The 20767-nt window shown below is 62.4% G+C and carries 20 protein-coding genes and 1 tRNA gene; 14 read left to right on the forward strand and 7 right to left on the reverse strand.

What is annotated here, in order from left to right; genetic code table 11:
* Positions 1-72 precede the first annotated feature (72 nt).
* A complete protein-coding gene (locus MMG94_RS07870; RefSeq protein ID WP_040579520.1) occupies positions 73-963 on the reverse strand; it encodes an aspartyl protease family protein in 891 nt (296 codons plus the stop codon).
* A 143-nt stretch (positions 964-1106) separates the two neighbouring features.
* On the opposite strand from MMG94_RS07870, the gene MMG94_RS07875 reads away from it, so the two are divergent.
* The 7 genes from MMG94_RS07875 to MMG94_RS07905 all read left to right on the forward strand — a co-directional run bounded on the left by MMG94_RS07875 (position 1107) and on the right by MMG94_RS07905 (position 7679).
* Complete coding sequence (locus MMG94_RS07875) at positions 1107-3158, forward strand: M3 family metallopeptidase (protein WP_016921564.1); 2052 nt, start codon at positions 1107-1109, stop codon at positions 3156-3158.
* A 17-nt stretch (positions 3159-3175) separates the two neighbouring features.
* On the forward strand, positions 3176-3484 hold the full coding sequence (locus tag MMG94_RS07880; protein WP_016921565.1) for a c-type cytochrome: 309 nt from the start codon (positions 3176-3178) through the stop codon (positions 3482-3484).
* Between the two features lie 138 nt (positions 3485-3622).
* Entirely contained in the window at positions 3623-4216 is a 594-nt protein-coding gene (locus MMG94_RS07885) for a TetR/AcrR family transcriptional regulator (protein ID WP_016921566.1), read from the forward strand.
* Positions 4217-4285: 69 nt separating this feature from the next.
* On the forward strand, positions 4286-4555 hold the full coding sequence (locus tag MMG94_RS07890; RefSeq protein ID WP_026016494.1) for a DUF4242 domain-containing protein: 270 nt from the start codon (positions 4286-4288) through the stop codon (positions 4553-4555).
* Positions 4556-4583: 28 nt separating this feature from the next.
* Entirely contained in the window at positions 4584-5885 is a 1302-nt protein-coding gene (mtoX, locus tag MMG94_RS07895; RefSeq protein ID WP_016921568.1) for a methanethiol oxidase, read from the forward strand.
* On the forward strand, positions 5882-6604 hold the full coding sequence (locus MMG94_RS07900) for an SCO family protein (RefSeq protein WP_051001165.1): 723 nt from the start codon (positions 5882-5884) through the stop codon (positions 6602-6604). Before mtoX ends, MMG94_RS07900 begins: the two co-directional genes overlap by 4 nt.
* Position 6605: 1 nt before the next feature.
* Positions 6606-7679, forward strand: coding sequence for a cytochrome-c peroxidase (locus MMG94_RS07905; RefSeq protein WP_244415499.1), 1074 nt, complete (start codon positions 6606-6608; stop codon positions 7677-7679).
* 36 nt (positions 7680-7715) lie between these two features.
* On the opposite strand, the gene MMG94_RS07910 is transcribed toward MMG94_RS07905, so the two are convergent.
* Positions 7716-7792, reverse strand: a tRNA-Arg gene (locus MMG94_RS07910).
* 173 nt (positions 7793-7965) lie between these two features.
* Between MMG94_RS07910 and MMG94_RS07915 the strand changes: the two genes are divergently transcribed.
* From MMG94_RS07915 to MMG94_RS07925, 3 genes are read left to right on the forward strand one after another with little or no spacing between them, the layout of a single operon-like run.
* Positions 7966-8733, forward strand: a complete 768-nt coding sequence (locus MMG94_RS07915) for an alpha/beta fold hydrolase (protein ID WP_016921569.1) — start codon at positions 7966-7968, stop codon at positions 8731-8733.
* A 49-nt stretch (positions 8734-8782) separates the two neighbouring features.
* Positions 8783-9631 carry a serine O-acetyltransferase gene (gene cysE / locus MMG94_RS07920; protein ID WP_016921570.1) on the forward strand — a complete coding sequence of 283 codons (849 nt, stop codon included), beginning with the start codon at positions 8783-8785 and terminating at the stop codon, positions 9629-9631.
* 1 nt (position 9632) lies between these two features.
* Positions 9633-10226, forward strand: a complete 594-nt coding sequence (locus MMG94_RS07925; protein WP_016921571.1) for a hypothetical protein — start codon at positions 9633-9635, stop codon at positions 10224-10226.
* Positions 10227-10246: 20 nt separating this feature from the next.
* Here MMG94_RS07925 and MMG94_RS07930 read toward each other — a convergent pair whose 3' ends face one another.
* On the reverse strand, positions 10247-10708 hold the full coding sequence (locus tag MMG94_RS07930) for a transposase (protein WP_154419935.1): 462 nt from the start codon (positions 10706-10708) through the stop codon (positions 10247-10249).
* Positions 10709-11772: 1064 nt separating this feature from the next.
* Between MMG94_RS07930 and amoC the strand changes: the two genes are divergently transcribed.
* From amoC to amoB, 3 genes are all read left to right on the forward strand, one after another.
* Positions 11773-12546 carry a bacterial ammonia monooxygenase, subunit AmoC gene (gene amoC / locus MMG94_RS07935; protein WP_016921575.1) on the forward strand — a complete coding sequence of 258 codons (774 nt, stop codon included), beginning with the start codon at positions 11773-11775 and terminating at the stop codon, positions 12544-12546.
* Positions 12547-12747: 201 nt separating this feature from the next.
* Entirely contained in the window at positions 12748-13518 is a 771-nt protein-coding gene (amoA, locus tag MMG94_RS07940; RefSeq protein ID WP_016921576.1) for a bacterial ammonia monooxygenase, subunit AmoA, read from the forward strand.
* A gap of 72 nt (positions 13519-13590) precedes the next feature.
* Complete coding sequence (amoB, locus tag MMG94_RS07945) at positions 13591-14856, forward strand: bacterial ammonia monooxygenase, subunit AmoB (protein WP_016921577.1); 1266 nt, start codon at positions 13591-13593, stop codon at positions 14854-14856.
* 236 nt (positions 14857-15092) lie between these two features.
* Here the strand turns inward: amoB and parC are convergent, their stop codons facing one another.
* Positions 15093-17363: a DNA topoisomerase IV subunit A gene (gene parC, locus MMG94_RS07950; protein WP_016921578.1), complete on the reverse strand. Its 2271-nt coding sequence runs from the start codon at positions 17361-17363 to the stop codon at positions 15093-15095.
* 247 nt (positions 17364-17610) lie between these two features.
* On the opposite strand from parC, the gene MMG94_RS07955 reads away from it, so the two are divergent.
* Positions 17611-17886 carry a hypothetical protein gene (locus tag MMG94_RS07955; RefSeq protein ID WP_016921580.1) on the forward strand — a complete coding sequence of 92 codons (276 nt, stop codon included), beginning with the start codon at positions 17611-17613 and terminating at the stop codon, positions 17884-17886.
* A 7-nt stretch (positions 17887-17893) separates the two neighbouring features.
* On the opposite strand, the gene recO is transcribed toward MMG94_RS07955, so the two are convergent.
* The 3 genes from recO to era form a co-directional block, all read right to left on the reverse strand.
* Positions 17894-18604 carry a DNA repair protein RecO gene (gene recO, locus MMG94_RS07960; RefSeq protein ID WP_016921581.1) on the reverse strand — a complete coding sequence of 237 codons (711 nt, stop codon included), beginning with the start codon at positions 18602-18604 and terminating at the stop codon, positions 17894-17896.
* An 85-nt stretch (positions 18605-18689) separates the two neighbouring features.
* Positions 18690-18917 carry a DUF1737 domain-containing protein gene (locus tag MMG94_RS07965; RefSeq protein ID WP_016921582.1) on the reverse strand — a complete coding sequence of 76 codons (228 nt, stop codon included), beginning with the start codon at positions 18915-18917 and terminating at the stop codon, positions 18690-18692.
* 24 nt (positions 18918-18941) lie between these two features.
* Positions 18942-19847, reverse strand: coding sequence for a GTPase Era (gene era, locus MMG94_RS07970; protein ID WP_051001172.1), 906 nt, complete (start codon positions 19845-19847; stop codon positions 18942-18944).
* Positions 19848-20767 lie beyond the last annotated feature (920 nt).

Below are 20767 nucleotides of genomic sequence, written 5' to 3' on the forward strand. Positions count from 1 at the left end.
GGGCCGGAGGAGAGTTGGCGCCCTTATGCCATGCTTCGCCCGCCGATAAAGAGAGAATGGCGTAAAATTCTTCTATCTGGACCGGGCGTCCCAGGTCGGTTGCGCGGCCTGCGTAAGGTCCAGCGTCCAGGCGAAGCGGCTGATGACATTATAGCCGAGAATAAGGGGCGTACCGCTCCCCAGCGCCTGACGCAGCGGCCCGAAATCATAGGCGAGCGCATAGACGCCGCGCAGGACGCGGCCCTGCCCGAGATCGATCGCCTTGATTTTATAGATCTTTGAGGAGAAACCGGCCCCGCCCGCTTCACTCGCCTTACCCTTGCGCTTCGCCAAGGCGAAGAGGTTCTTATGCGCGTCGACGAAGTGCTGGTCGACCGCCGAAACTTCCGCGCCCGTGTCGAACAGGCCGGCCGCCGGAACGTTGCCGACCCTAAGGTCGACGCCGACGAGACGCCGATCCGGTCCCAGCAATCTAAAGGGCGCCGGATGCGCGGGCGGGTCCCCGAAAAAGACCATCTCGCTCTTGGCGAAATCAAGGGAGAAACGGGCGCCCTTGAAAAAATCGAGACCCAGGAGGTCGTCCCCATCATTTTCGGCGCAGCGCGCAACCTCATATTTCGCGCGGGCGACCCCGGCGCCTTGCGAGGCCTTCAGCTCGATATTTTTCGCCTCCACGTCGTCGCATCGCACCGTTCGGCCGGAAGCCCCGGTGGACTCGCTTTGCGCGACCACGGGCAGGTCCCTGTTCCAGGGCGCCAGCGCGACGCGCGTCGTGGAAGCCCCCGTGTCCAGCCGCATCGCGCCCATCATATTGTCGAAGCGGACGGGAACATAGATGCGGCCCCCGCCATAATCGGCCTGCGTCAGGGTCATGCCGACAGTCGAGCGGGCGGGCTCGGCGCGCGCGTCGGCGAGGCCGGTCAGCGCCGCAAGGAGAAGGCCGATCCATCGCCAATCCGTCATGTCGCCAGCGGTCCTTTGAAATTGATTGCGTCTCGGCGCCATCATGCCCGATGTCGGAGCCGGCAAAAAGCCGCTATTCTCCCCGGCAAATCGCAGGGGCCCGCCAGCCGGCGCCCTGAGCCGCGTCCCAAGCGAGGATAGTCATGTCGAATCCGTTGATGAAGCCTTGGGCGGCGCCTTTCGGACTGCCGCCTTTCAACGAAATCAGAAGCGAGCATTTCCGGCCGGCTTTCGAGACGGCCCTCGAACGACACCGCGCGGAGATCGACGAGATCGCCAATAATGCGGCCGCGCCGGGTTTCGCAAATACGATCGAAGCGCTCGAACGCTCCGGCAAGCTTTTGACGGATGTCGGCTCCGTCTTCTGGAACCTCACCGCCACCGACACTAATCAGGAGATGCAGGAAATCGAGCGCGACATGGCGGCCGCGCTCTCCCGCCACGCGAGCGACATTTCCATGAACCCGGACCTTTTTCGCCGGGTCGAGGCGCTCCACGCGCAGCGGGAAAGTCTCGGCCTCTCGCCTGAGCAGCGACGCGTCCTGGAACTGACCTACAAGAATTTCATCCGCGCCGGCGCGAAGCTCAACGATGCGGACAAGGCGCGCATGAAGAAGATATTGGAGCGTCTCGCCGGTCTCTCGACGCAATTTTCACAAAATGTGCTCGCCGACGAATCCTCATGGGTCCTGTTCCTGGAGGAAAGCGATCTCGACGGCCTGTCGCCCGACTTTCGCGCGGCCGCCGCGCGCATCGCCGCGGAGCGCGGCGCGCCGGGCAAATACGCGGTGACGCTGGCGCGTTCGAGCGCGGAAATCTTCCTGCAGAGCTCGACGCGGCGCGATCTGCGCGAGATCGTCTTCCGCGCCTGGGCGAGCCGCGGCGAAAATGGCGGCGAGACCGACAACGGCCCGCTGATCCGCGACATCCTGCAACTGCGCGAAGAGCGCGCGAAGCTCCTGGGCTTCGAGACCTTCGCCGACTACAAGCTCGACGATACGATGGCGAAAACGCCCGCCGCCGTGCGCGATCTCCTGGCGCGCGTCTGGACGCCCGCCCTCGCCCGCGCCGCTGAGGAGCGCGCGCAGATACAGGCGCTCGTCGACAAGGAGGGCGCGAATTTCTCCGTGGCCGCGCATGACTGGCGCTATTACGCCGAGCGCGTCAGGAAGGATCTCTACGATCTCGATCAGGCGTCGCTGCGGCCCTACTTTCAGCTCGACAAGATCGTGGCGGCGGCGTTCAGCGTGGCCGAAAGGCTTTTCGGCCTTCAATTCGTCGAGCGGAAGGATCTCCATCTCTATCACCCGGACGTGCGCGCCTTCGAGGCGCTCGACAAGAACGGCGAGCATGTCGCCCTTTTCCTCGCCGATTATTTCGCGCGTCCCTCCAAACGCAGCGGCGCCTGGATGTCGGATTTCCGCACGCAGCACAGGCTCGATGGCGAGGTGCGGCCGATCATCGTCAATGTCATGAACTTCACCAAGGGGGCGGACGGCGCGCCGACCTTGCTCAGCCTCGACGACGCCCGCACCCTTTTCCACGAATTTGGCCATGGCCTGCACGGCATGTTGTCGAACGTGACTTATCCGCTCGTGGCCGGAACGAATGTCGCCCGCGACTTCGTCGAACTTCCTTCGCAGCTTTATGAGCACTGGCTGCTCGAGCCGGCGGTGCTGAAGGAATTCGCGCTGCACGCCAAAACGGGCGAACCAATGCCCGACGATCTTCTGGCGCGCATCGCCGCCTCGCGCCATTTCAACCAGGGCTTCGCGACGGTGGAATTCTGCGCCTCGGCCCATGTCGATCTCGACCTCCACGCCCAGCCTGCGGCTGAAGACTTCGACGCCGCCGCCTTCGAGCGGGAAAGCCTCACGCGCCTTTCCATGCCGCCGGAAATCATCATGCGGCATCGTCTCCCGCATTTCAGCCACATTTTCTCCGGCGACGGCTATTCGGCCGGCTATTACAGTTACCTCTGGGCCGAGACGCTCGACGCCGACGCCTTCGAGGCCTTCAAGGAGACCGGCGATCCCTTCGCGCCGCATGTCGCCGAAAGGCTCAAGACCCATATCTACGCCGCCGGCGGGAAGCAGAATGCGGGCGACGCTTACGTCGCCTTTCGCGGCAGAATGCCGACTGTCGAGCCGCTTCTGCGTCAACGGGGCTTTGCGCCGACGAGCGCCGGGCGATGACAGGAAGAGCGCCGCTGATGAAATCCGTGCTTCTTTGTCTTCTTTTCCTTCTCTCGCCGCTTCAGGCGCGCGCCGGCGAAAAGGCGCAAACGCGCCTCGACGAGCTGAAGATGAATTGCGAGACCTGCCATGGCGTCGGGGGCGTCTCCCCCGTGCCGGATCAGACTCCATCCATCGCAGGAAAGAGCGAGCGCTTCCTTGTCGGTCAGCTCGAGGCGTTTCGCGCCGGAAAGCGACGCCACGATACGATGGGGCTGATGGGCGACACGATGTCGGACGACGAGATCAGGGCGATTGCGCGCCACTTTGCGAGAATGAAGAAGTGACCTGCGCGATAGGCCGGCCGCGCTCCTTCGGTTGCTCAGCGACGCCGCGGCTTTGACTTGGCTTCACCGGAAGGCGGCCGGAGCGCCGGTTCGGCGGCCCCACTTGCCATATGAGACGACCGGTCATATAGTCCGCTTATGAGCAAACGCGACGTCAACGAATTGCGGCAGAAGCTTCTCAGCCAGGGCGTCGCGCTGCTGATGGACCAAGGCTATCACGGCACCGGCATACAGGAGATCGTGCAAAGCGTCGGCGTCCCGAAGGGGTCTTTCTACAATTACTTCCCCAGTAAAGAGGCTTTCAGCGCCGAGGTCGTCAAGCATTACATCGACCCTTTCATCAAGCAGCTCGACGCGCATCTCCAGCGTAGCGGCGTTTCGGCCGCCGCCGGATTGCGCGCCTATTTCGACGAGCTGATCGAAGAGACGGAGCGCAAGGGTTTCAAAGGCGGATGCCTTCTCGGCAATCTCATGGGCGAAATCGGCGACACCAGCGATCTCGCCCAGGCCTCCTTGCGCGAAGCGGTGCATCGCTATCGAGACAGGCTGCGCGAAGGCGTGGCGCGCGGCCAGCGTGAGGGCGATTTCCGGACCGATGTCGACGCGAAGGACATGGCGGACCTTCTCGTCAATCTCTGGCAAGGCGCGCTGCTGCGCATGAAAGTCGAGCAATCCGTGCGCCCGCTCACGCAATTTCGCGACATTGCGCTCAACGGCTTCTTCAGGGCGTGATTTTTTCGCCCTCAAATAAGACGACCGGTCATCTGAAAACCAGCTCTAGATAGAGCAGAGGAGATGCGCATGCCAAAATACATCATCGAACGAAACGTTCCCGGCGCCGGCTTCCTGACGGCCGACGATCTGAAGGCGTTGACTCAGAGATCCTGTTCGGTCCTTCGCGAATTGGGGCCGGACGTCCAATGGGTCCAGAGCTTCGTCGCCGAGGACAAGCTCTATTGCATCTACATCGCGACGGACCCGGACGTCATTCGAAAGCACGCGGCGCTCGGCGGCTTCCCGGTGGATCGCATCACCGAAGTCAAGGCGATCATCGATCCCGCTGCGGCCTGACGGCAAGATCTTCAAGAGGGAGGAAGCAATGAAAACGATTGAAATTTGCATGCGCAAGGGGGCGGCGATCGGTTTGTTTCTGCTCGGCGCTCTGCCGGGGCTCGCCCCGGCCTATGCGGACGAAACCTGCAATTCGCCCTTCATGGCGGGGCTCATCAAGGGACAGGAGCAGTTTCTGCATGTCTGGACTCTGGGCGAAAAGGGAATCGGCGACGAATCCGACAAGCTGGTGACGATCGACGTCATTCCCGGCTCGGCGACCTATGGCGAAGTCATCCACGCCATCTCCGTCGGCGGACGCGGCGAGGCGCATCACATGGGCTTTACCGACGATCGCAAATATCTCTGGGCGGGACGTCTCGACGACAGCAAGATCTTCATCTTCGACGTCGGTTCCGATCCTTCAAAGCCCAAACTCGTGAAGACGATCGACAATCTCGCCGAAAGCACCGGCTATGTCGGCCCGCATACTTTCTACGCCCTGCCCGGCCGCATGCTCGTGCAGGCGCTCTCCAACAAGAAAGACCATGGCGGAATCACGGGCCTCATCACCTATAACAATGCCGGCGATCTCGTCGCGACGACGCCCATGCCGGTCGACAATGGCGGCGACGGATATGGCTACGACATCGCCATCAATCCAGGCCAGAACCGCATGCTCACATCGAGCTTCACCGGCTGGACCAATTACATGATGGATCTGTCCCAACTCATTCAGGACAGCTCCGCGATGAAGAATTTCGGCAACACCATGGTCCTTTGGGACCTCAAGGCGATGAAGCCCGAAAAGGCGTTCTCGGTCCCCGGCGCGCCGCTCGAAATCCGTTGGGCGCTGAAGCCCGGCGCGGACTGGGCGATCACCGCCGGCGCGCTGACCTCCAAGCTATATCTCATCAAGCAGGACGAGAACCATCAGTGGCAGGCGAAAGCCGTCGCCGATGTCGGCGATCCCGCGAAAATACCGCTCCCTGTCGACATCTCGATCTCGTCGGACGCCTCTTCGCTGTGGGTCAACACCTTCATGGACGGAACGGCCCGCCTTTTCGATCTTTCCAATCCTGAAGCGCCGAAGCAGGTCTATGCGAAAAAGATCGGCGCGCAGGTGAACATGGTCTCGCAAAGCTGGGACGGAAAGCGCGTTTATTTCACGACCTCGCTCCTCGCCAATTGGGACAAGAAAGGCGCCGACAACGAACAGTTCCTCAAAGGCTACTCCTGGGACGGCAAGGAGCTGAAGGAAGACTTCGTCGTCGACTTTCACAAGGAGGGGCTCGGCCGCGCGCATCATATGAAATTTACGGCGCGCGCGCAGAAAGCCGAACGCCAGTGACCGAGAAGCGAAAATATTCGGAGGGCGCCCGCGCGCCCTTCGCGGCGCTCACAGCGATGGCGCTCGCTTTTGCGGCGCCATCGACGCCGATGCGCGCAGCCGACGCCGCCCATGCGTCGGTCGCCAATCTCCCCTCGCCCGGAACTTACGTTCTGCAACGCATCCAGCGCGTCCCGAGCGCGAAGCTGCTCGACGCCGAAGGACGCTCCGTCGACCTTTCCGCCAAGGTCGCCGGCGCGGTGACGGCGCTCGGCTTTATCTACGGCCATTGCGAGGACGCCGCCGGTTGTCCGGTCGCGTGGTCGATTTTCGAAGAAGCGAGAAAGGCCGCCGCCGCCGAGCCGCTGCTCGCCGACCGGCTGCGCCTCGTCTTTGTGAGCCTTGACCCGGCGCGCGACACGCCCGCCGTCCTGCGGCTCCTCGAAGCGGCGGAACAGGACGCCGCTGCGCCGCCATGGATTTTTCTGACGGGAAAGTCTGAAGCGGACATCGCGCCTCTTTTGCGCGCGATGGGACAGGACATTGGATATGAGCGCGACGCCGCCGGCCGGCGAACGGGCGCGATCAATCACATGTTGAAAGTGTTCCTCATCGATCCGGAAGGGTGGGTCCGGGAAATATACAGCACGGCGTTTCTGACGCCCGACAACCTCCTCAACGACGCGCGCACGCTCGCTCTCGCCTTTGGCGCGGCCAGCAACGGAAAGAGGGAGCCGTGACGTGACTCGTCGAAGGAGCGGCTCTCTGATTGCTCTTGTCATCGCCGCGACGGGCTTTACGGGCGTCGCCAAAGCGGACGACGTCGCGACGCCGCTCGGCCTGCCGCCGGTCCCGGCGAAAATTCTAGGGACGGCGGCGATGCGGAGTCTCGGCGAGAAATTGTTTTTCGACCGCGCGCTCTCCGCCAACGGCACATTGTCCTGCGCCATGTGCCACATTCCGGCGCAGGGATTCGCGTCCAATCAAAGCGCGCTCTCCATCGGGATGGAGGGACGCTCGCTCCGGCGCAACGCGCCCTCGCTCTATAATGTCGTCTTCAAGCAATATCTCTTTCACGACGGGCGAGAGACCGATCTCGTCGCGCAGGTCTGGGGGCCTTTGCTCACGCCGGACGAGATGGCCAATCCCGGCATCGGTCCGCTGCTCGAGCGCCTGCGCAAAGACCCGGCCTACGGGCCCCTTTTCGACGCCGCATTTCCCGGCGAAGGGCCGACAATGACGACAATGGGCCGCGCCATCGCCGCTTATGAAGCGACGCTGTTGCGCGGCGACAGCCGCTTCGATCGTGCGGTCTTCGGCGGCGACAAAAACGCCCTCACCGCGCAGGAATGGCGCGGCTATGAAATTTTCGTCTCGAAAGGCGGATGCTCGGCCTGTCACCGGATCGACGAGTCGAGCGCGCTCTTCACCGACCGGTCCTGGCACAATAACGGCGCGGCTTTCAGACGACGTCAGGAGACGGACGCCGTTCGGGTCGAATTGGCGCCCGGCGTCGTCAAAGACGTTCGACTGGCCGCCGCTGGTTTTTCGCAAGCGAGCCAGCGAAATGACGTCGGACGCTTTGAGATTACGAACGATCCGGCGGACCGCTGGGCCTATGTGACGCCCACGCTTCGGGGCGTCAAAGACAGCTGGCCTTATATGCATGACGGCGGCATGAAGACGCTCGAAGAGGTTGTCGAATTCTACGACAATGGCGGCGGCGCCAACCCCGCGCTCGATCAGAAGATCAAACCGCTCGGACTTTCAACGGAAGAAAGGGCCGCCCTCGTCGCGTTTCTCAGGACGCTGTGAGACGAGGAAGTTTGGTCGCGCGACGTTAAGGGAAAATGGCGCGCCCGAAAGGATTCGAACCTCTGACCCCCAGATTCGTAGTCTGGTGCTCTATCCAGCTGAGCTACGGGCGCCCGTCGCAGGCATGGCCGGCCGCCTTTTGGGGCCGCCGCCTTGCGACATGCGACCGTTTAGCGACAAGCGCGGCGAATGGCAAGGCCTGTTATCTCTCGCCGCGTTTTTTACGGCCTGACGCTTGCACAGCCTGTGTGAGCCTTTAAGTAGGGACTGTCACACAGGATTTGCGATGGAAACTTTCGTCTCGAACAATGTCGAGATTGCTTATTCGGACTTCGAGCCCTTCGGCGAGGACCGGCAAGAGCCGATCGTGCTGGTCCACGGCTTCGCTTCGACCCATGCCGTAAACTGGATGTTTACCCAATGGGTCAAGACGCTGACCGAAGACGGCCGCCGCGTGGTGGTATTCGACAATCGTGGGCATGGCCGCTCCGAAAAGCTCTACGACCCGGCGCAATATTCGCTCGACCTCATGGCGAGCGACATCGCGAATCTGATGGACCATCTCTCCATCGCCCGCGCGGACGTCATGGGTTACTCGCTCGGAGCCCGAATCTCCACCGTGCTCACGCTCGCCAAGCCGGAGCGCGTGCGCTCGCTCATCCTTGGCGGCATCGGGCAATATCTCGTCCAGGACGCGGGCCTTCCGAGCGGCCTCGCCGAGGCGATGGAGGCGGAGCGAATCGAGGACATCGACAATTCGATGCTCAAGATCTTCCGCGGATTCGCGGAGTCGACCCGAAGCGACCTCAAGGCCCTGGCCGCCTGCGTGCGCGGCGCGCGCAAGGCGCTCGATCCCGCTTCGCTCGCTGGAATTACATGCCCTGTCCTGATCTGCGTCGGGACCCGCGACGACGTGGCGGGCGACCCCTCGCCGCTCGAGCCGCTTTTCCCCAATGTCCGACTCGTCGACATTCCCGGCCGGGACCATAATCGCGCCGTAGGCGACCGCATCTACAAGCAGGCCGTCGTCGAATTCCTGGCGGCGCGTCCGTGATGCGCGAGCGTGGCGGAGGCGCTATATAGCCTCTTCTGGAGGAGCGCCCATGGCCGCCGAGACGCGGGAGCAGACCGCGAATATCATTGATTTCGACCCGCTTCTGGGCCGGCTGCGGCTGGAGGCGGAGGATGTGCTGCGCCGCGAGCCGGAGCTGGGCGGCTTCATCTATCCGGCGATTATCGCGCAGGAGTCGGTCGCCGGCGTCGTCGCGCATCGCGTCGCCCAGCGCCTCGACCGGCCGGAAGCCCCCTACGCCGCGATCCGCCAGGCCTTCGACGCCTGCCTCGCCCGCGACCCCGCCATCGTCGACTCCTTCCGCGCCGATCTCCTGGCCGTGGTCGAGCGCGATCCCGCCTGCACGCGCGTGCTGGAGCCGGCTCTCTACTTCAAGGGCTTCCACGCGCTGCAGACCTATCGGCTGGCGCATTGGCTCTGGAAAAACGGGCGCAGCGACTTTGCGCTGACCTTGCAAAGTCTCTCCTCGCAGATTTTCCAGACCGACATCCACCCCGCCGCCGTCATCGGCAAGGGCGTCTTCGTCGACCACGCCACGGGCGTCGTCATCGGCGCGACCAGCGTCATTGAGGACGACGTCTCGATGCTGCACGGCGTCACGCTGGGCGGCACCGGAAAATCGCGCGGCGACCGCCACCCCAAAGTGCGGCGCGGCGTGCTGATCGGCGCCGGAGCCAAAGTGCTCGGCAATATTGAGATCGGGCGCTGCGCGATGATCGCGGCGGGCTCGGTCGTGCTCGAATCGGTGCCCCCCAACAAGACGGTGGCGGGCGTCCCGGCGCGGATCGTCGGCGATTCGAAATGCGCCGAGCCGGCGTTGGCGATGGACCAGATGCTGGCTGTGTTGGATGCGGGACTGAACAAGAGCGCGGGGTTGTAAAGTGAAGCAGATTTTGTTGGGCGCGGCGGTCTCTCTTCTGGCCGCCACGGGCGTTTCGTCACGCGCGCTGGCCGCCGGCTGGCATTATTACGATCCCGAATGCCCCGTCGCCATCGGCGAGAAGTCGATGAAATTCGTGGCGATGCAGCCCAAGAAGAACATCGACCGCGAATGCGTGGCCCTGCCCGACATCGGACCTTCCGTCATCGTGCTCGACGCCTCGGATAATGAGCTGCGCGACATGAACTGGGACATTCGCGTGCTGCGCGCCAAGGGGCCGGACGCCCAACCGGACCCGGACGCCGACGCCGTCTCGCGTCTGCCTGTGCAGAAATTCCGCAACGGCATGGTCAATTTCGACCAGAAGTTCAAAGACCCCGGCTATTACGTGCTCTACGCGAAGCTGACGAGCGACGATGGCGCGAAGAGCTATGAGGGCCGCCATCCCTTTTCGGTCGGCATGATGACCGACGAGGAGTTCTATCTTTACCTCGGATTTGGGTTGTTTGCGGTCGTCGCCGGCGGCGCGGCTTTCACGCTGTGGCGGCAGGGGAAGCTGGGTTTCAAGATCCCGAACTTCGGCAAGCCGACCTGAAAGCCGGCCGCCGCGCGCGCTCAGCGCGGCTCCTCGCTCTCGGCGAGTCGCTGTCGATCCGCGGCTCGGGCGCGTTCGTCCATGTCGCGCAGCCGCGCGCGGATCGTTCGCCAATTTGGCGGCCGCAACGACTTTTCGCAGCAGCGTTTCGTAATTTCGAGCACCAGCACGCTGAAAGGCGGCCGCTCGACTTCGGCGACGAATTTCGCGAGCGCCGTTTCGATGATCTGCTCGCGCTGCGGATCGAGGCTGCGCGCGCCCTTCGGCCGACCCACCGAACGCGACGCGGAAGAAATAGCGCCGCAGGTGCGAAAGGATTTCATCATCCGATAGGCGGTGGCCCGCGAAACGCCGAGCCGGCTTTTCAGCTGCTCGATAAGCGTTTTGGTCGACGCGCCCTCGGCTTCCGCCAATAGGTGGCGCATCGCATCTTCGCGCTTCTGATGCGCGCCGATGATGTGTTGTTCGCTGTTACCTTCCATCGCCGCGGCTTTATTTTTATTCTTCTTGGATTTCACTCGATTTTTTGGCTGCGCAGGGCCGCTTTCCACCGTCTGCTTCGCTCCGGTTTTGCAAGTCCGCCGAATTGCTCCCGCCCAGGCCACGCTACTTTTCTCTCATAAATACAAAGATAAGGGAATGATCCATTTTTCGGCGCGACACACATATTGCGTGGACGTCTAGGACTTTGTCTCAGTTGATCAAGAACAATTCTAATATTCCAGAATGAGAGGTTTCAATAACTTCGCGCGTGTTTCCGCCCATCTCGCAAGTGGAGCGCCTTTATTTTCGTGCAGTGAGACAATTAAATACATCATGTGCTTCAAAGTGTCGCAGCGGACTCATCAGATGATCGAATTTGACGCCTCAGTGGTCAGCCTGCGGGCCTGGCTCCGAAAAATTGATGCGACGCAAAAGCGCCCCGACTGACAAAGAGCCGGGGCGCAAAGCGTTGCGGCGGATGCGGCGTTCAGAAGTTCAACATGCGGTTCACCGTCGGGATGAAGACGGCGAACAGGAAGATGATGAAACCGATCCAAAACCCGACCCAACCGAGTTCGTTCAGCGTGTGAAATGTCTTCATAGTTTGGCGACCTCCCTTTACTGGCGCCTGCCGATGACTGCGCCAGACATAATCAATAGCGGAATATTCAACGCAACATGTATTACGTGCGTCAGAAAGTCGCTATACAAATGTATCAGGATATTATGCACTACATATAACAATGATATTTGTCTCATTATAAAATACATTTGAGCTACGATCTCATATTAGACTACATAAAAATTGATACTATTCAATACAATGCGCGCAATTGCCGCATATACGATCAAAGATACTCAATTGACGGAAGTGCTGAGCGCTATGATAGCCTCTCACGTCATCAGGTATGCTGACTTTGAGAGTAAATCACTCAGAGAATAGCGATAAAGCGCCTGATTTACAGGTGGAGGGCGCGAATCTCGGGGAACGTCGGCCAACACAAGAATGACGGAACGTAGATTCGAGGTCTTTCGTCTAACTTTCAATGACTGGAGGAGAGGAATGTCTCTGACAACAGACAAAGCCGGAGCTGCGGCGAAAGAGTCGGCCGACTCGATCGTCAATTTTCGTCCTGCTTATCTCGCCATGGCTGCGCTTGGGACGTTTTACGTCGGCATCCGCATCTATGAGCAGTATTTCGGCTGGAAAGCCGGTCTCGATTCTTTCGCGCCCGAGTTCCAGACCTACTGGCTCAACATCATGTGGACCGAGCTGCCGCTCGAATTCATCGCCTTCTGCGCGATCGGCGGCTATTTGTGGAAGACGCGCGACCGCAACATCAACGCCGTCGCGCCGCGCGAGGAAATGCGTCGCCTGATCACGCTGATCGGATGGCTGCTCGTCTACGCCTTCACCGTCTATTGGGGCGCGAGCTACTTCACCGAGCAGGACGGCACCTGGCATCAGACCGTCATCCGCGACACGGACTTCACGCCGAGCCACATTCTGGAGTTCTACCTCAGCTATCCGATCTACATCATCGCGGGCTGGGGCGCCTTCATGTATGGCCGCACGCGCATTCCGCAATTCGCGAACCGGATTTCGCTGGCTTTCCTGCTGTTCTTCGCGGGCCCCTTCATGATCTTCCCGAATGTCGGCCTGAATGAATGGGGCCACACCTTCTGGTTCATGGAAGAGCTGTTCACGGCGCCGCTGCATTGGGGCTTCGTCTTCTTCGGCTGGTTCGGCCTCGCCATGTTCGGCACCGTGCTGCAGATCCTCCATCGCGTGATCGAGCTCAGCAAGGAGTTCGAGAAGGACATCCTCGCGATTTAACCGCGACGAACGAACTTTCGGCGAAGCGCGCGCACGCTCCCAGGGCGCCGCGGGATCGAAAGAGAGGCGGCCGCTCCGATCTTCCTCCCTCTGTATCGAGAGCGGCCGCTTCCGGCCCCGCCAAGGCGCGACGCGAAAGTCGGAACAAACAAGAAGGCGCCCGGCGAACCGCCGGGAGGAAATCTCAAGGAGAGAAAAATTATGTCTCTATCGAACGAAACGGTCCCGGCCGCAGGCAAGGCCTGGGCCTCGAAGGAAGAGTTCATCGGCTGCGTGAAGCTGACCGACTGGATTCTGCTCCTCATCCTCTTCCTGGTGCTGCTCGGCTCCTTCCACATCCACTACATGCTGCTCGCCGGCGACTGGGACTTCTGGATCGACTTCAAGGATCGCCGCATGTGGCCGACCGTGGCGCCCATCGTCGCCATGTGCTTCGCCGCCGCCGCCCAGTCCTTCTTCTGGCAGAAGTTCCGCCTGCCCTTCGGCGCCACGGTCGCGGTCTTCGCCCTGCTCGTCGGCGAGTGGATCAACCGCTACGACAATTTCTGGGGTTGGACCTTCTTCCCGATCAATCTGGTCTTCCCTTCCGCGCTGATCCCGATGGGATTCTGGCTCGACATCGTGCTGCTGCTTTCGGGCAGCTGGACGGTGACGGCGGTTGTCGGCGCGATGGGCTGGGGCCTGCTCTTCTATCCGAGCAATTGGCCGGTGCTGGCGCAGTTTCATCAGGCGACCGAGGTCGACGGCGTGCTGCTCACACTCGCCGATCTCATCGGCTTCAACTACGTCCGCACGGGCACGCCCGAATATATCCGCATGATCGAGCGCGGCACGCTGCGCACCTTCGGTAAGGACGTCGTTCCGGTCGCGGCCTTCTTCTCCGGCTTCGTCTCGATGCTCGTCTACTTCCTCTGGTGGAAGGTCGGCGGCTGGTTCTCGACGACCGCCTATATCGACAACGAAGACGTCTGATCACGGAACAAAAAGACGAAAGGCCGGGGCGAGGCCGCCCCGGCGCCAAGAAAACAAGGGAGTCATAAACTGATGAAACGGCCAATCTTCCAAAAGCTCGCGGGAGCGTGCGCTGTGGGCTTCGCCGCAGCCGTCGCGATGCTGACGCTCTCCGCTACGCCGGCCGCCGCGCATGGCGAACGCTCGCAGCAGGCCTTCCTTCGGATGCGCACGCTGAACTGGTATGACGTCAAATGGTCGAAGACGTCGCTGAACGTCAATGAAGAGATGGAGCTGACCGGAAAGGTCCACGTCTTCTCCGGCTGGCCGCAGGCCGTCGCGAAGCCGCAGGAAGCCTTCCTCAATGTCGGCGAGCCGGGTCCGGTCCTCATCCGCAAGAGCGCCTCGGTGGGCGAAGTGCCGGTGCCGCGCACCTTCTCGATGGATGTCGGCTATGACTATGAATACAAGATCGGCCTGAAGGCGCGCCGTCCGGGGCGGTATCACGTCCATGTCCAGATCAATGTGAAGGATGGCGGTCCGATCGTCGGTCCCGGCCAGTGGATCGAGATCAAGGGCGACATGAAGGACTTCACCAATCCGGTGACGCTCCTCGACGGCTCGACCATCGATCTCGAAACCTACGGGATCAACTGGACATACGCCTATCACTTCATCTGGATGGCGGCCGCTCTCGTCTGGATCCTCTACTGGTTCCTGCAGAAAGGCATCATCGTTCGCGGCTGGCAGGTCGCGGCGGGCAAACGGCATGAGATGATCACGCCCAACGACAAGCGTTTCGGGGCCATCTGGCTCGCGGTCGCCATGCTTGCGCTGCTGATCTTCTACGCCAACGCCAACCGTGAATTCCCGCGCACGCTGCCCATGCAGGCGGGTTTGCTGACCGGCATTCCGTTCCTCGAGGATTCGCGGGCCGAGACGGTGTCTCTCCATTATTCGGGCGGCTCCTATAAGGTGCCCGGCCGCGAATTGACGATGAACGTGCAGATCACGAACAAAGGTCATGAGCCGCTGCGCATCGGCGAGTTCACGACCGCCGGCCTGCGCTTCCTCAATCCGGACGTGTTCACGACGCGCCCTGAATTCCCCGACTATCTGATGGCGGATCGCGGCCTTTCGGTGAACGATCCGACGCCGATCGCGCCGGGCGAGACCAGGAGCCTCGTCATCACGGTGCAGGATGCGCGCTTCGACGTCGAGCGCCTGTCCGACCTCGCCTACGATACGGACAGCCAGTTCGGCGGCCTCCTCTTCCTGTTCAGCCCCTCGGGCAAGCGCGAGAAGGTGGAAGTCGGCGGTCCGGTGATCCCGAAATTCCAGCTTGGCGCGACGCTCTAAGCTGAATTCAGCTCCACGCGGCTTTCCTCTTCTCCGCGTGTTGGTGTGAAGACTTGCCCGCCGGGTTCGTCCTGGCGGGCATTTTTGTTCGATGCTTTCGAAGGGCTTCCGCCTGACCGCCTCGTTACGCCGCACAGGCTACGCTATTACACAAGCAGTCCGGAAAGCGGCTGTTGCGGCGCTGGATGGCTTCGTCGGCTTCGCCGCCTCGCAGTGACGGCGGCACAGCGAGCGGATCACCCGAACCGATTGTTCTTCGGGAAGCCGCGCGGCGGCAGCCGTCCCGCTTCCGCGCGGTGGCCGATCCATTCGGACAGTTCCGCCTTCGAGACGTTGAACACGCGCCCCGCCGAATCCGTCCAGCGCAAACCGTCGGCCATCGCAAACACTTTCGCATCCGCGACGCCGCCATCCTTGTAGCGCTGCATGCGCACGCCCTTGCCGCGCGCCATGCGCGGCGCTTCCTCCAATGGGAAGACGAGAAGCTTCCTGTTCTCGCCGATAATCGCGACATGATCGCCCTCGGCTTCCGTCACGATCTTCAATTTCGCGGGCGGCTCGACCGTCAGCACGGCGCGGCCTTTCTTGGTCGACGACAAGAGATCGTCCTGCGCGACGACGAAGCCGCGCGCATCGTCGCCGATCAGCAATAGAGACGCGCCGGATGTGTGCGGCATGACGCGGGCGATGTCGGCGCCTTCGTCAATGTCGGCGTAGAGGCGGATGGGCTCGCCATGACCGCGCCCGCCCGGCAGTTTCGAAGCGTCGAGCGTGAAGGCCTTGCCATTGGTCGCGAGCACGAGAATCTTCGTCGTCGTCTGCGCGAAGAAGCTCGTATCCATCTCGTCGTCGCCCTTGAATTGCAGGGTCGACAAATCCTGCACATGGCCCTTGAGCGCGCGAATCCAGCCTTTTTTGGACACGACGACCGTGACCGGCTCGCGCTCGATCATCGCCTCCGCGAGGTCGAGATCGACCGCCGCCGGCGCATCCTCGAAAGTCGTGCGGCGCTTGCCGATCTCAGTCTGGGGTCCGTAGAGTTTTTTCAGATCGCGCACCTGCCCCGCGATCGTCTTCCACTGCTTGCCGTCGTCGCCGAGCAGGCTCTCGATCTCGGCGCGCTCACTGGTGAGATTGTCGAGTTCCTTGCGCAGCTCCATCTCTTCCAGCTTGCGCAAGGCGCGCAGGCGCGTATCGAGAATGTAATCGACCTGCAGATCGGTGAGACTGAAGGTCTTCTTCAGCTCGCCCTTGGCGTCGTCTTCCTCGCGGATGATCCGGATCACCTTGTCGAGATTGAGGAAGACGATGATCATGCCTTCCAATTGCTCGATGCGGCGCAGGATCGCCGCGAGACGATGGCGCGAGCGGCGCTGCAGAACGCTGCGGCGATGGTCGAGCCACTGACGCAGCGCCTCGTCGAGCGAGACGACGCGCGGCGTCACGCCGTCGACCAGCACGTTCATGTTCATGCTGAAGCGCGTTTCGAGCTCGGAGAACTTGAAAAGAGTCTCCATCATCAGCTTCGGGTCGATGTTGCGCGAACGGGGCTCGAAGACGATGCGCACATCCTCTGCGGACTCGTCGCGCACGTCGGCGACAAGCGGCAACTTCTTTTCCGAGATCAGCTCCGCGAGCTTCTCGATCAGGCGCGACTTCTGCACGCCATAGGGAATCTCGGTGACGACCGCCACCCAGCCCCCGCGCCCCTGCGGATCAGTGTCCCAGCGCGCGCGAACGCGGAAGGATCCGCGCCCGGTCCGATAGGCCTCGACGATGTCGGCCCGGCTGTCGACGATAACGCCGCCGGTGGGGAAATCCGGCCCCTGCACGAAGGTGAGCAATTGCTCGCTCGTCGCGGAGCGATGCGAGATGAGATAGAGCGCGGCGTCGCAAAGCTCGGAAAGATTGTGCGGCGGGATCGAGGTCGCCATGCCTACCGCGATGCCCTGCGCGCCATTGGCGAGCATATTGGGCAGCGCGGAAGGTAGAACGATCGGCTCCTTCTCCTCGCCGGAGTAATTCGGCTTGAAGTCGATCGCGTCCTCGTCGATGCCTTCGAGAAGTCCGCGCGCGACGGCCGTCATGCGCGCTTCCGTGTAGCGATAGGCGGCGGCCGAATCGCCGTCGATATTGCCGAAATTTCCCTGCCCGTCGACGAGCGGATAACGCGAGGAGAAATCCTGCGCGAGGCGCACCAGCGCGTCATAGATCGCCTGATCGCCATGCGGATGGTAGGAGCCCATCACGTCGCCGACGATCTTCGCGCATTTCTTGAAGGGCGCGCCGGGATCGAGCCGCAGCACATGCATGCCGTAGAGAATGCGCCGATGCACGGGCTTGAGGCCGTCGCGCGCGTCGGGCAGCGCGCGGTCGGTGATGGTCGAGAGCGCGTAACGCAGATAACGCACTTCCAGAGCCTCGCGCAGATCGACCGGCGTCACGACGCTCTCGCCGCCGCCATCCTTGCCGCCTTTGCCTCCCGAACCGCCCTTCTGCTGCGCCATCAACTCGTTCCTGTTTTTTCCGCCAGCCACCGTCCTATTGGCGCGCGGCGCGGCGCGCAAGCGCCTGAAAATCAGCGTCCGGGACGCTAAACTCAACTCTCAACGGGATTTTCATTTTTTCGGCGATAATGTTGCAAATTAGAGCTTGCGACGCTTTGGCGCCGTCCATAGAAAGGTAACCACAGCGCCGGCTCCGCTCCGCCTTCCCAAAGGCGCTTTCCTCTTAAGTTTCTGCGGCTTGCTCCTCATGACGTCAATCTTCAGAGTATTCGCGGTTTTCAGAGTATTCGCGGTTCTTGGCGTGGCGCTCTCCGTCGCGGGCGCCGCCCAGGCGGTTGAGAGCACGCAGATCGCGGTCAATGATTCGGCCCGCTCGCCGCACCGCTACCCGACAGACGCTCAGGAGGAGGCGCGCAACGACAGCGCCATGCAGGCCATGTGCCGCGAGATCATCGTCGACACCGATGAGGGCTATGGCGTGACGAATCGCGAATCGCGCGTGATTTGCGACGAGCTGCGCTGACATCCGGTCAGAGAATCGCGCGGATATAGAAGTCTCGCGACGCCGGCATGGAAGCGCCGCGCGGGGCGAACACGTCGCGCGTCAGAAAATATCCCGTCAGACGGAAAGCGTCGGCGAGCTGTTCGGTCGACGCGCTTTCACCCTCCGCCTGCAGCAGCCGCGGAAACGGCAGGAGGCGCTCACGCCAAGGCGCCGCGGCGGCCCTGTTCACCGCGCGGCCCGATTTCGGGGAAACAAAAGCGAGATCGTCTCGCGTTCCCGTCAGCGCGCATCGCTCCAGATCGAGTCCGAAACCGAGCGCGCCGAGAAGCGCGAGCTCGAATCGGGCCATCATCGGCGCCGCGCCCACGTCGCCAAGCGCCGTGGCGATGGCGTCGGCCGCTTCGAACAGCTCCTCATGCGGATCGCGCTCGGGCAGGAGACGAAGCAGCGCGGCGAGCGTCGCCACCCCATGCAAGGCCGCGCCGCGGTCGAGATAGCGCGCGGCGCGCGCGGCGAGCGGCTCGACCGCAAAGGCGCCCATATGGTCCTCCAGCCGCGCGCGCCAATTCACGGAAACGAGATTGCCCGGCTGCAGGACCGGGCGCAGCGCCTTGGATCGTCCGCCGCGAACCACGCCGAGATGGCGGCCATGGGCGCGGGTCATCAACTCCAGAATCACGGAGGTCTCCCCGTGCTTCCTGGCGCCGATGACCAGGCCTTCGTCCTGCCACTCCATGGCGTTTCTCGCGCGCTCCGCGACAGCGACAATCTAATCCCTCTCCCCCTTGCGGGGAGAAATGGGGCGCCGCGGCGACGGTCGCTTACTGCTCCGAGAGCTTCATTTCCGGGCTGTATTCCACGCCCTCGACCTCCTTCGTGATCGCCTGACCGCAGATCACGCGGCCCTGGGCGGAGTCGAAGGCGAGCGTCGGCCCGCCATAGAGCGACCAGCCCTTGCTCAGCGCCTCGGTCACGCGATGGCAGAAGGCGGCGTCGTCCGGACCGGTGAGATAGCGATAAACAGTGAGCCGCTTGGATTTCTTGGACATATCGACCTCGCAAAGAGGAATCCGTTAGCCGCCCTTGGGAAAATCGAGCCGCATCTCGCGGTAGCGCTCGGGATCTTCGGCCCAGTTTTCGCGCACCTTCACGAAAAGGAAAAGATGCACCTTCTGCTCGGCGGCCTCCGCGATCTCGCGCCGGGCCGCCGCGCCGATCGCCTTGATCGTCTTGCCGCCCTCGCCGATCACGATCTTCTTCTGGCCGTCGCGGGCGACATAGATCGTCTGCTCGATGCGGGCCGAGCCGTCCTTCTGATTCGTCCAGCTGTCGGTCTCGACGGTCGATTGATAGGGCAATTCGTCATGCAGCCGCTCATAGATCTGCTCGCGCGTGATCTCGGCGGCGAGCAGGCGCAAAGGCGCGTCGGAAAGCTGGTCTTCCGGATAGAGCCACGGCCCCGGCTTCATGCGCCTGCCCAGAGCGCACAGCAGGTCGGCGACGCCGTCGCCGTTGAGGGCCGAGACCATGAAGGTCTCCTCGAACGTCTCCATCTCGTTGAGCTTCGCGGTGAGCGCCAGGAGCTTCTCGCGCGCGACGATATCGACCTTGTTCAGCACGAGGATTTTCGGCGCCTTCGTTTCGGCGAGCTGCTTCATGATCGCCTCGACCTCTTCGTCGACCCCTTTGCGGGCGTCGACCAGCAAGGCGACGACGTCGGCGTCGGCCGCGCCGGAGAGAGCGCTCGCAACCATGGCGCGGTCGAGCTTGCGCTTGGGCTTGAAGATGCCGGGCGTATCGACGAGCACGATCTGCGCCGGCCCATCCACGGCGATGCCGCGCACCTGCGCGCGCGTCGTCTGCGCCTTGCGCGAGACGATCGAAACCTTGGCGCCGACAAGCTGGTTGAGCAGCGTCGATTTGCCGGCGTTGGGCGCGCCGACCAGCGCCGCAAAGCCGCAGCTTGTTTCTTGGTCCATGGCGGTTTCTTCGGTCAAAGGTTCTCCAGAGCTTGGGTCGACTCGTCCGCCTTAGCGCTTTGCGCGGGGCTTCTCTACCGAATTTTTGGGTTTGGCTCTTTCATCGCGGCCTCCTCCCGCTCGATCTTCAAAGCCATGGCGAGATATCCCACTCAAACCCGCCCGCGCCTTTTCCTTCCCGCGCTCTTTCGATGCGAGTTTAAAGGGAAATCCGGGACGCCCCGGCCCGGTTCGGCCGAGATGTGTATGTGTTTCCTGCGCACCGGAGCCAAAGCGTCCCGGACACGGTCTTTATGCTCGCGCACCTTTTCCCGACGGAGTGACTTCGCTCCCGGACACGGCCCCTGACAGGACCGCTTCTTTCCCGTCTGAGATTATGATCCCAGACGAGCGCGCGCTTGAGCGCCGCAGGCGATTTGTGTCCTGCAGTTTTCCGATGCCGCCTTCCCCCGGGCGCGGCTTCCTTTTCAGAAGTTCCCGCTGCAAGACCCGAAGAAACGTTAAGACCCAGCTTTATTCGCGCCCCGCGACGTTGCCGCCACAGATTGCTTGCCCCGCTCTGCACGGGAAAGCCCGACCGACGACCCGCCCACATCCGCCACAAGAGCCCGACGGACGCTTGACCGACCCCGCCGCGCCGCCGGGCTACGACGACGCCCCCTAAGGTGACGAGGCGGGCGCAGGATGAGGCAGGTTTAGGGGGTGGGGATAAGATTTTTTTCGGAACGTCGATAAAGGCCCGCGCGCGCTCCTCTCCCCGCATGGCGGGGAGAGGTTGGGTGAGGGGCCTGGGGGATGAGAGAGAAAGGCAAACGCAGTGAGGGCTTGGCAGTTCAACCGGCGTCCGGACTCCAGACCCGGCCCCTCACCCAGCCTCTCCCCGTTTCACGGGGAGAGGCGCTGTTCGCGCCGAGGAGAAA

The sequence above is a fragment of the Methylocystis parvus OBBP genome (genome assembly GCF_027571405.1).
Classification (GTDB): Bacteria; Pseudomonadota; Alphaproteobacteria; order Rhizobiales; family Beijerinckiaceae; genus Methylocystis; species Methylocystis parva.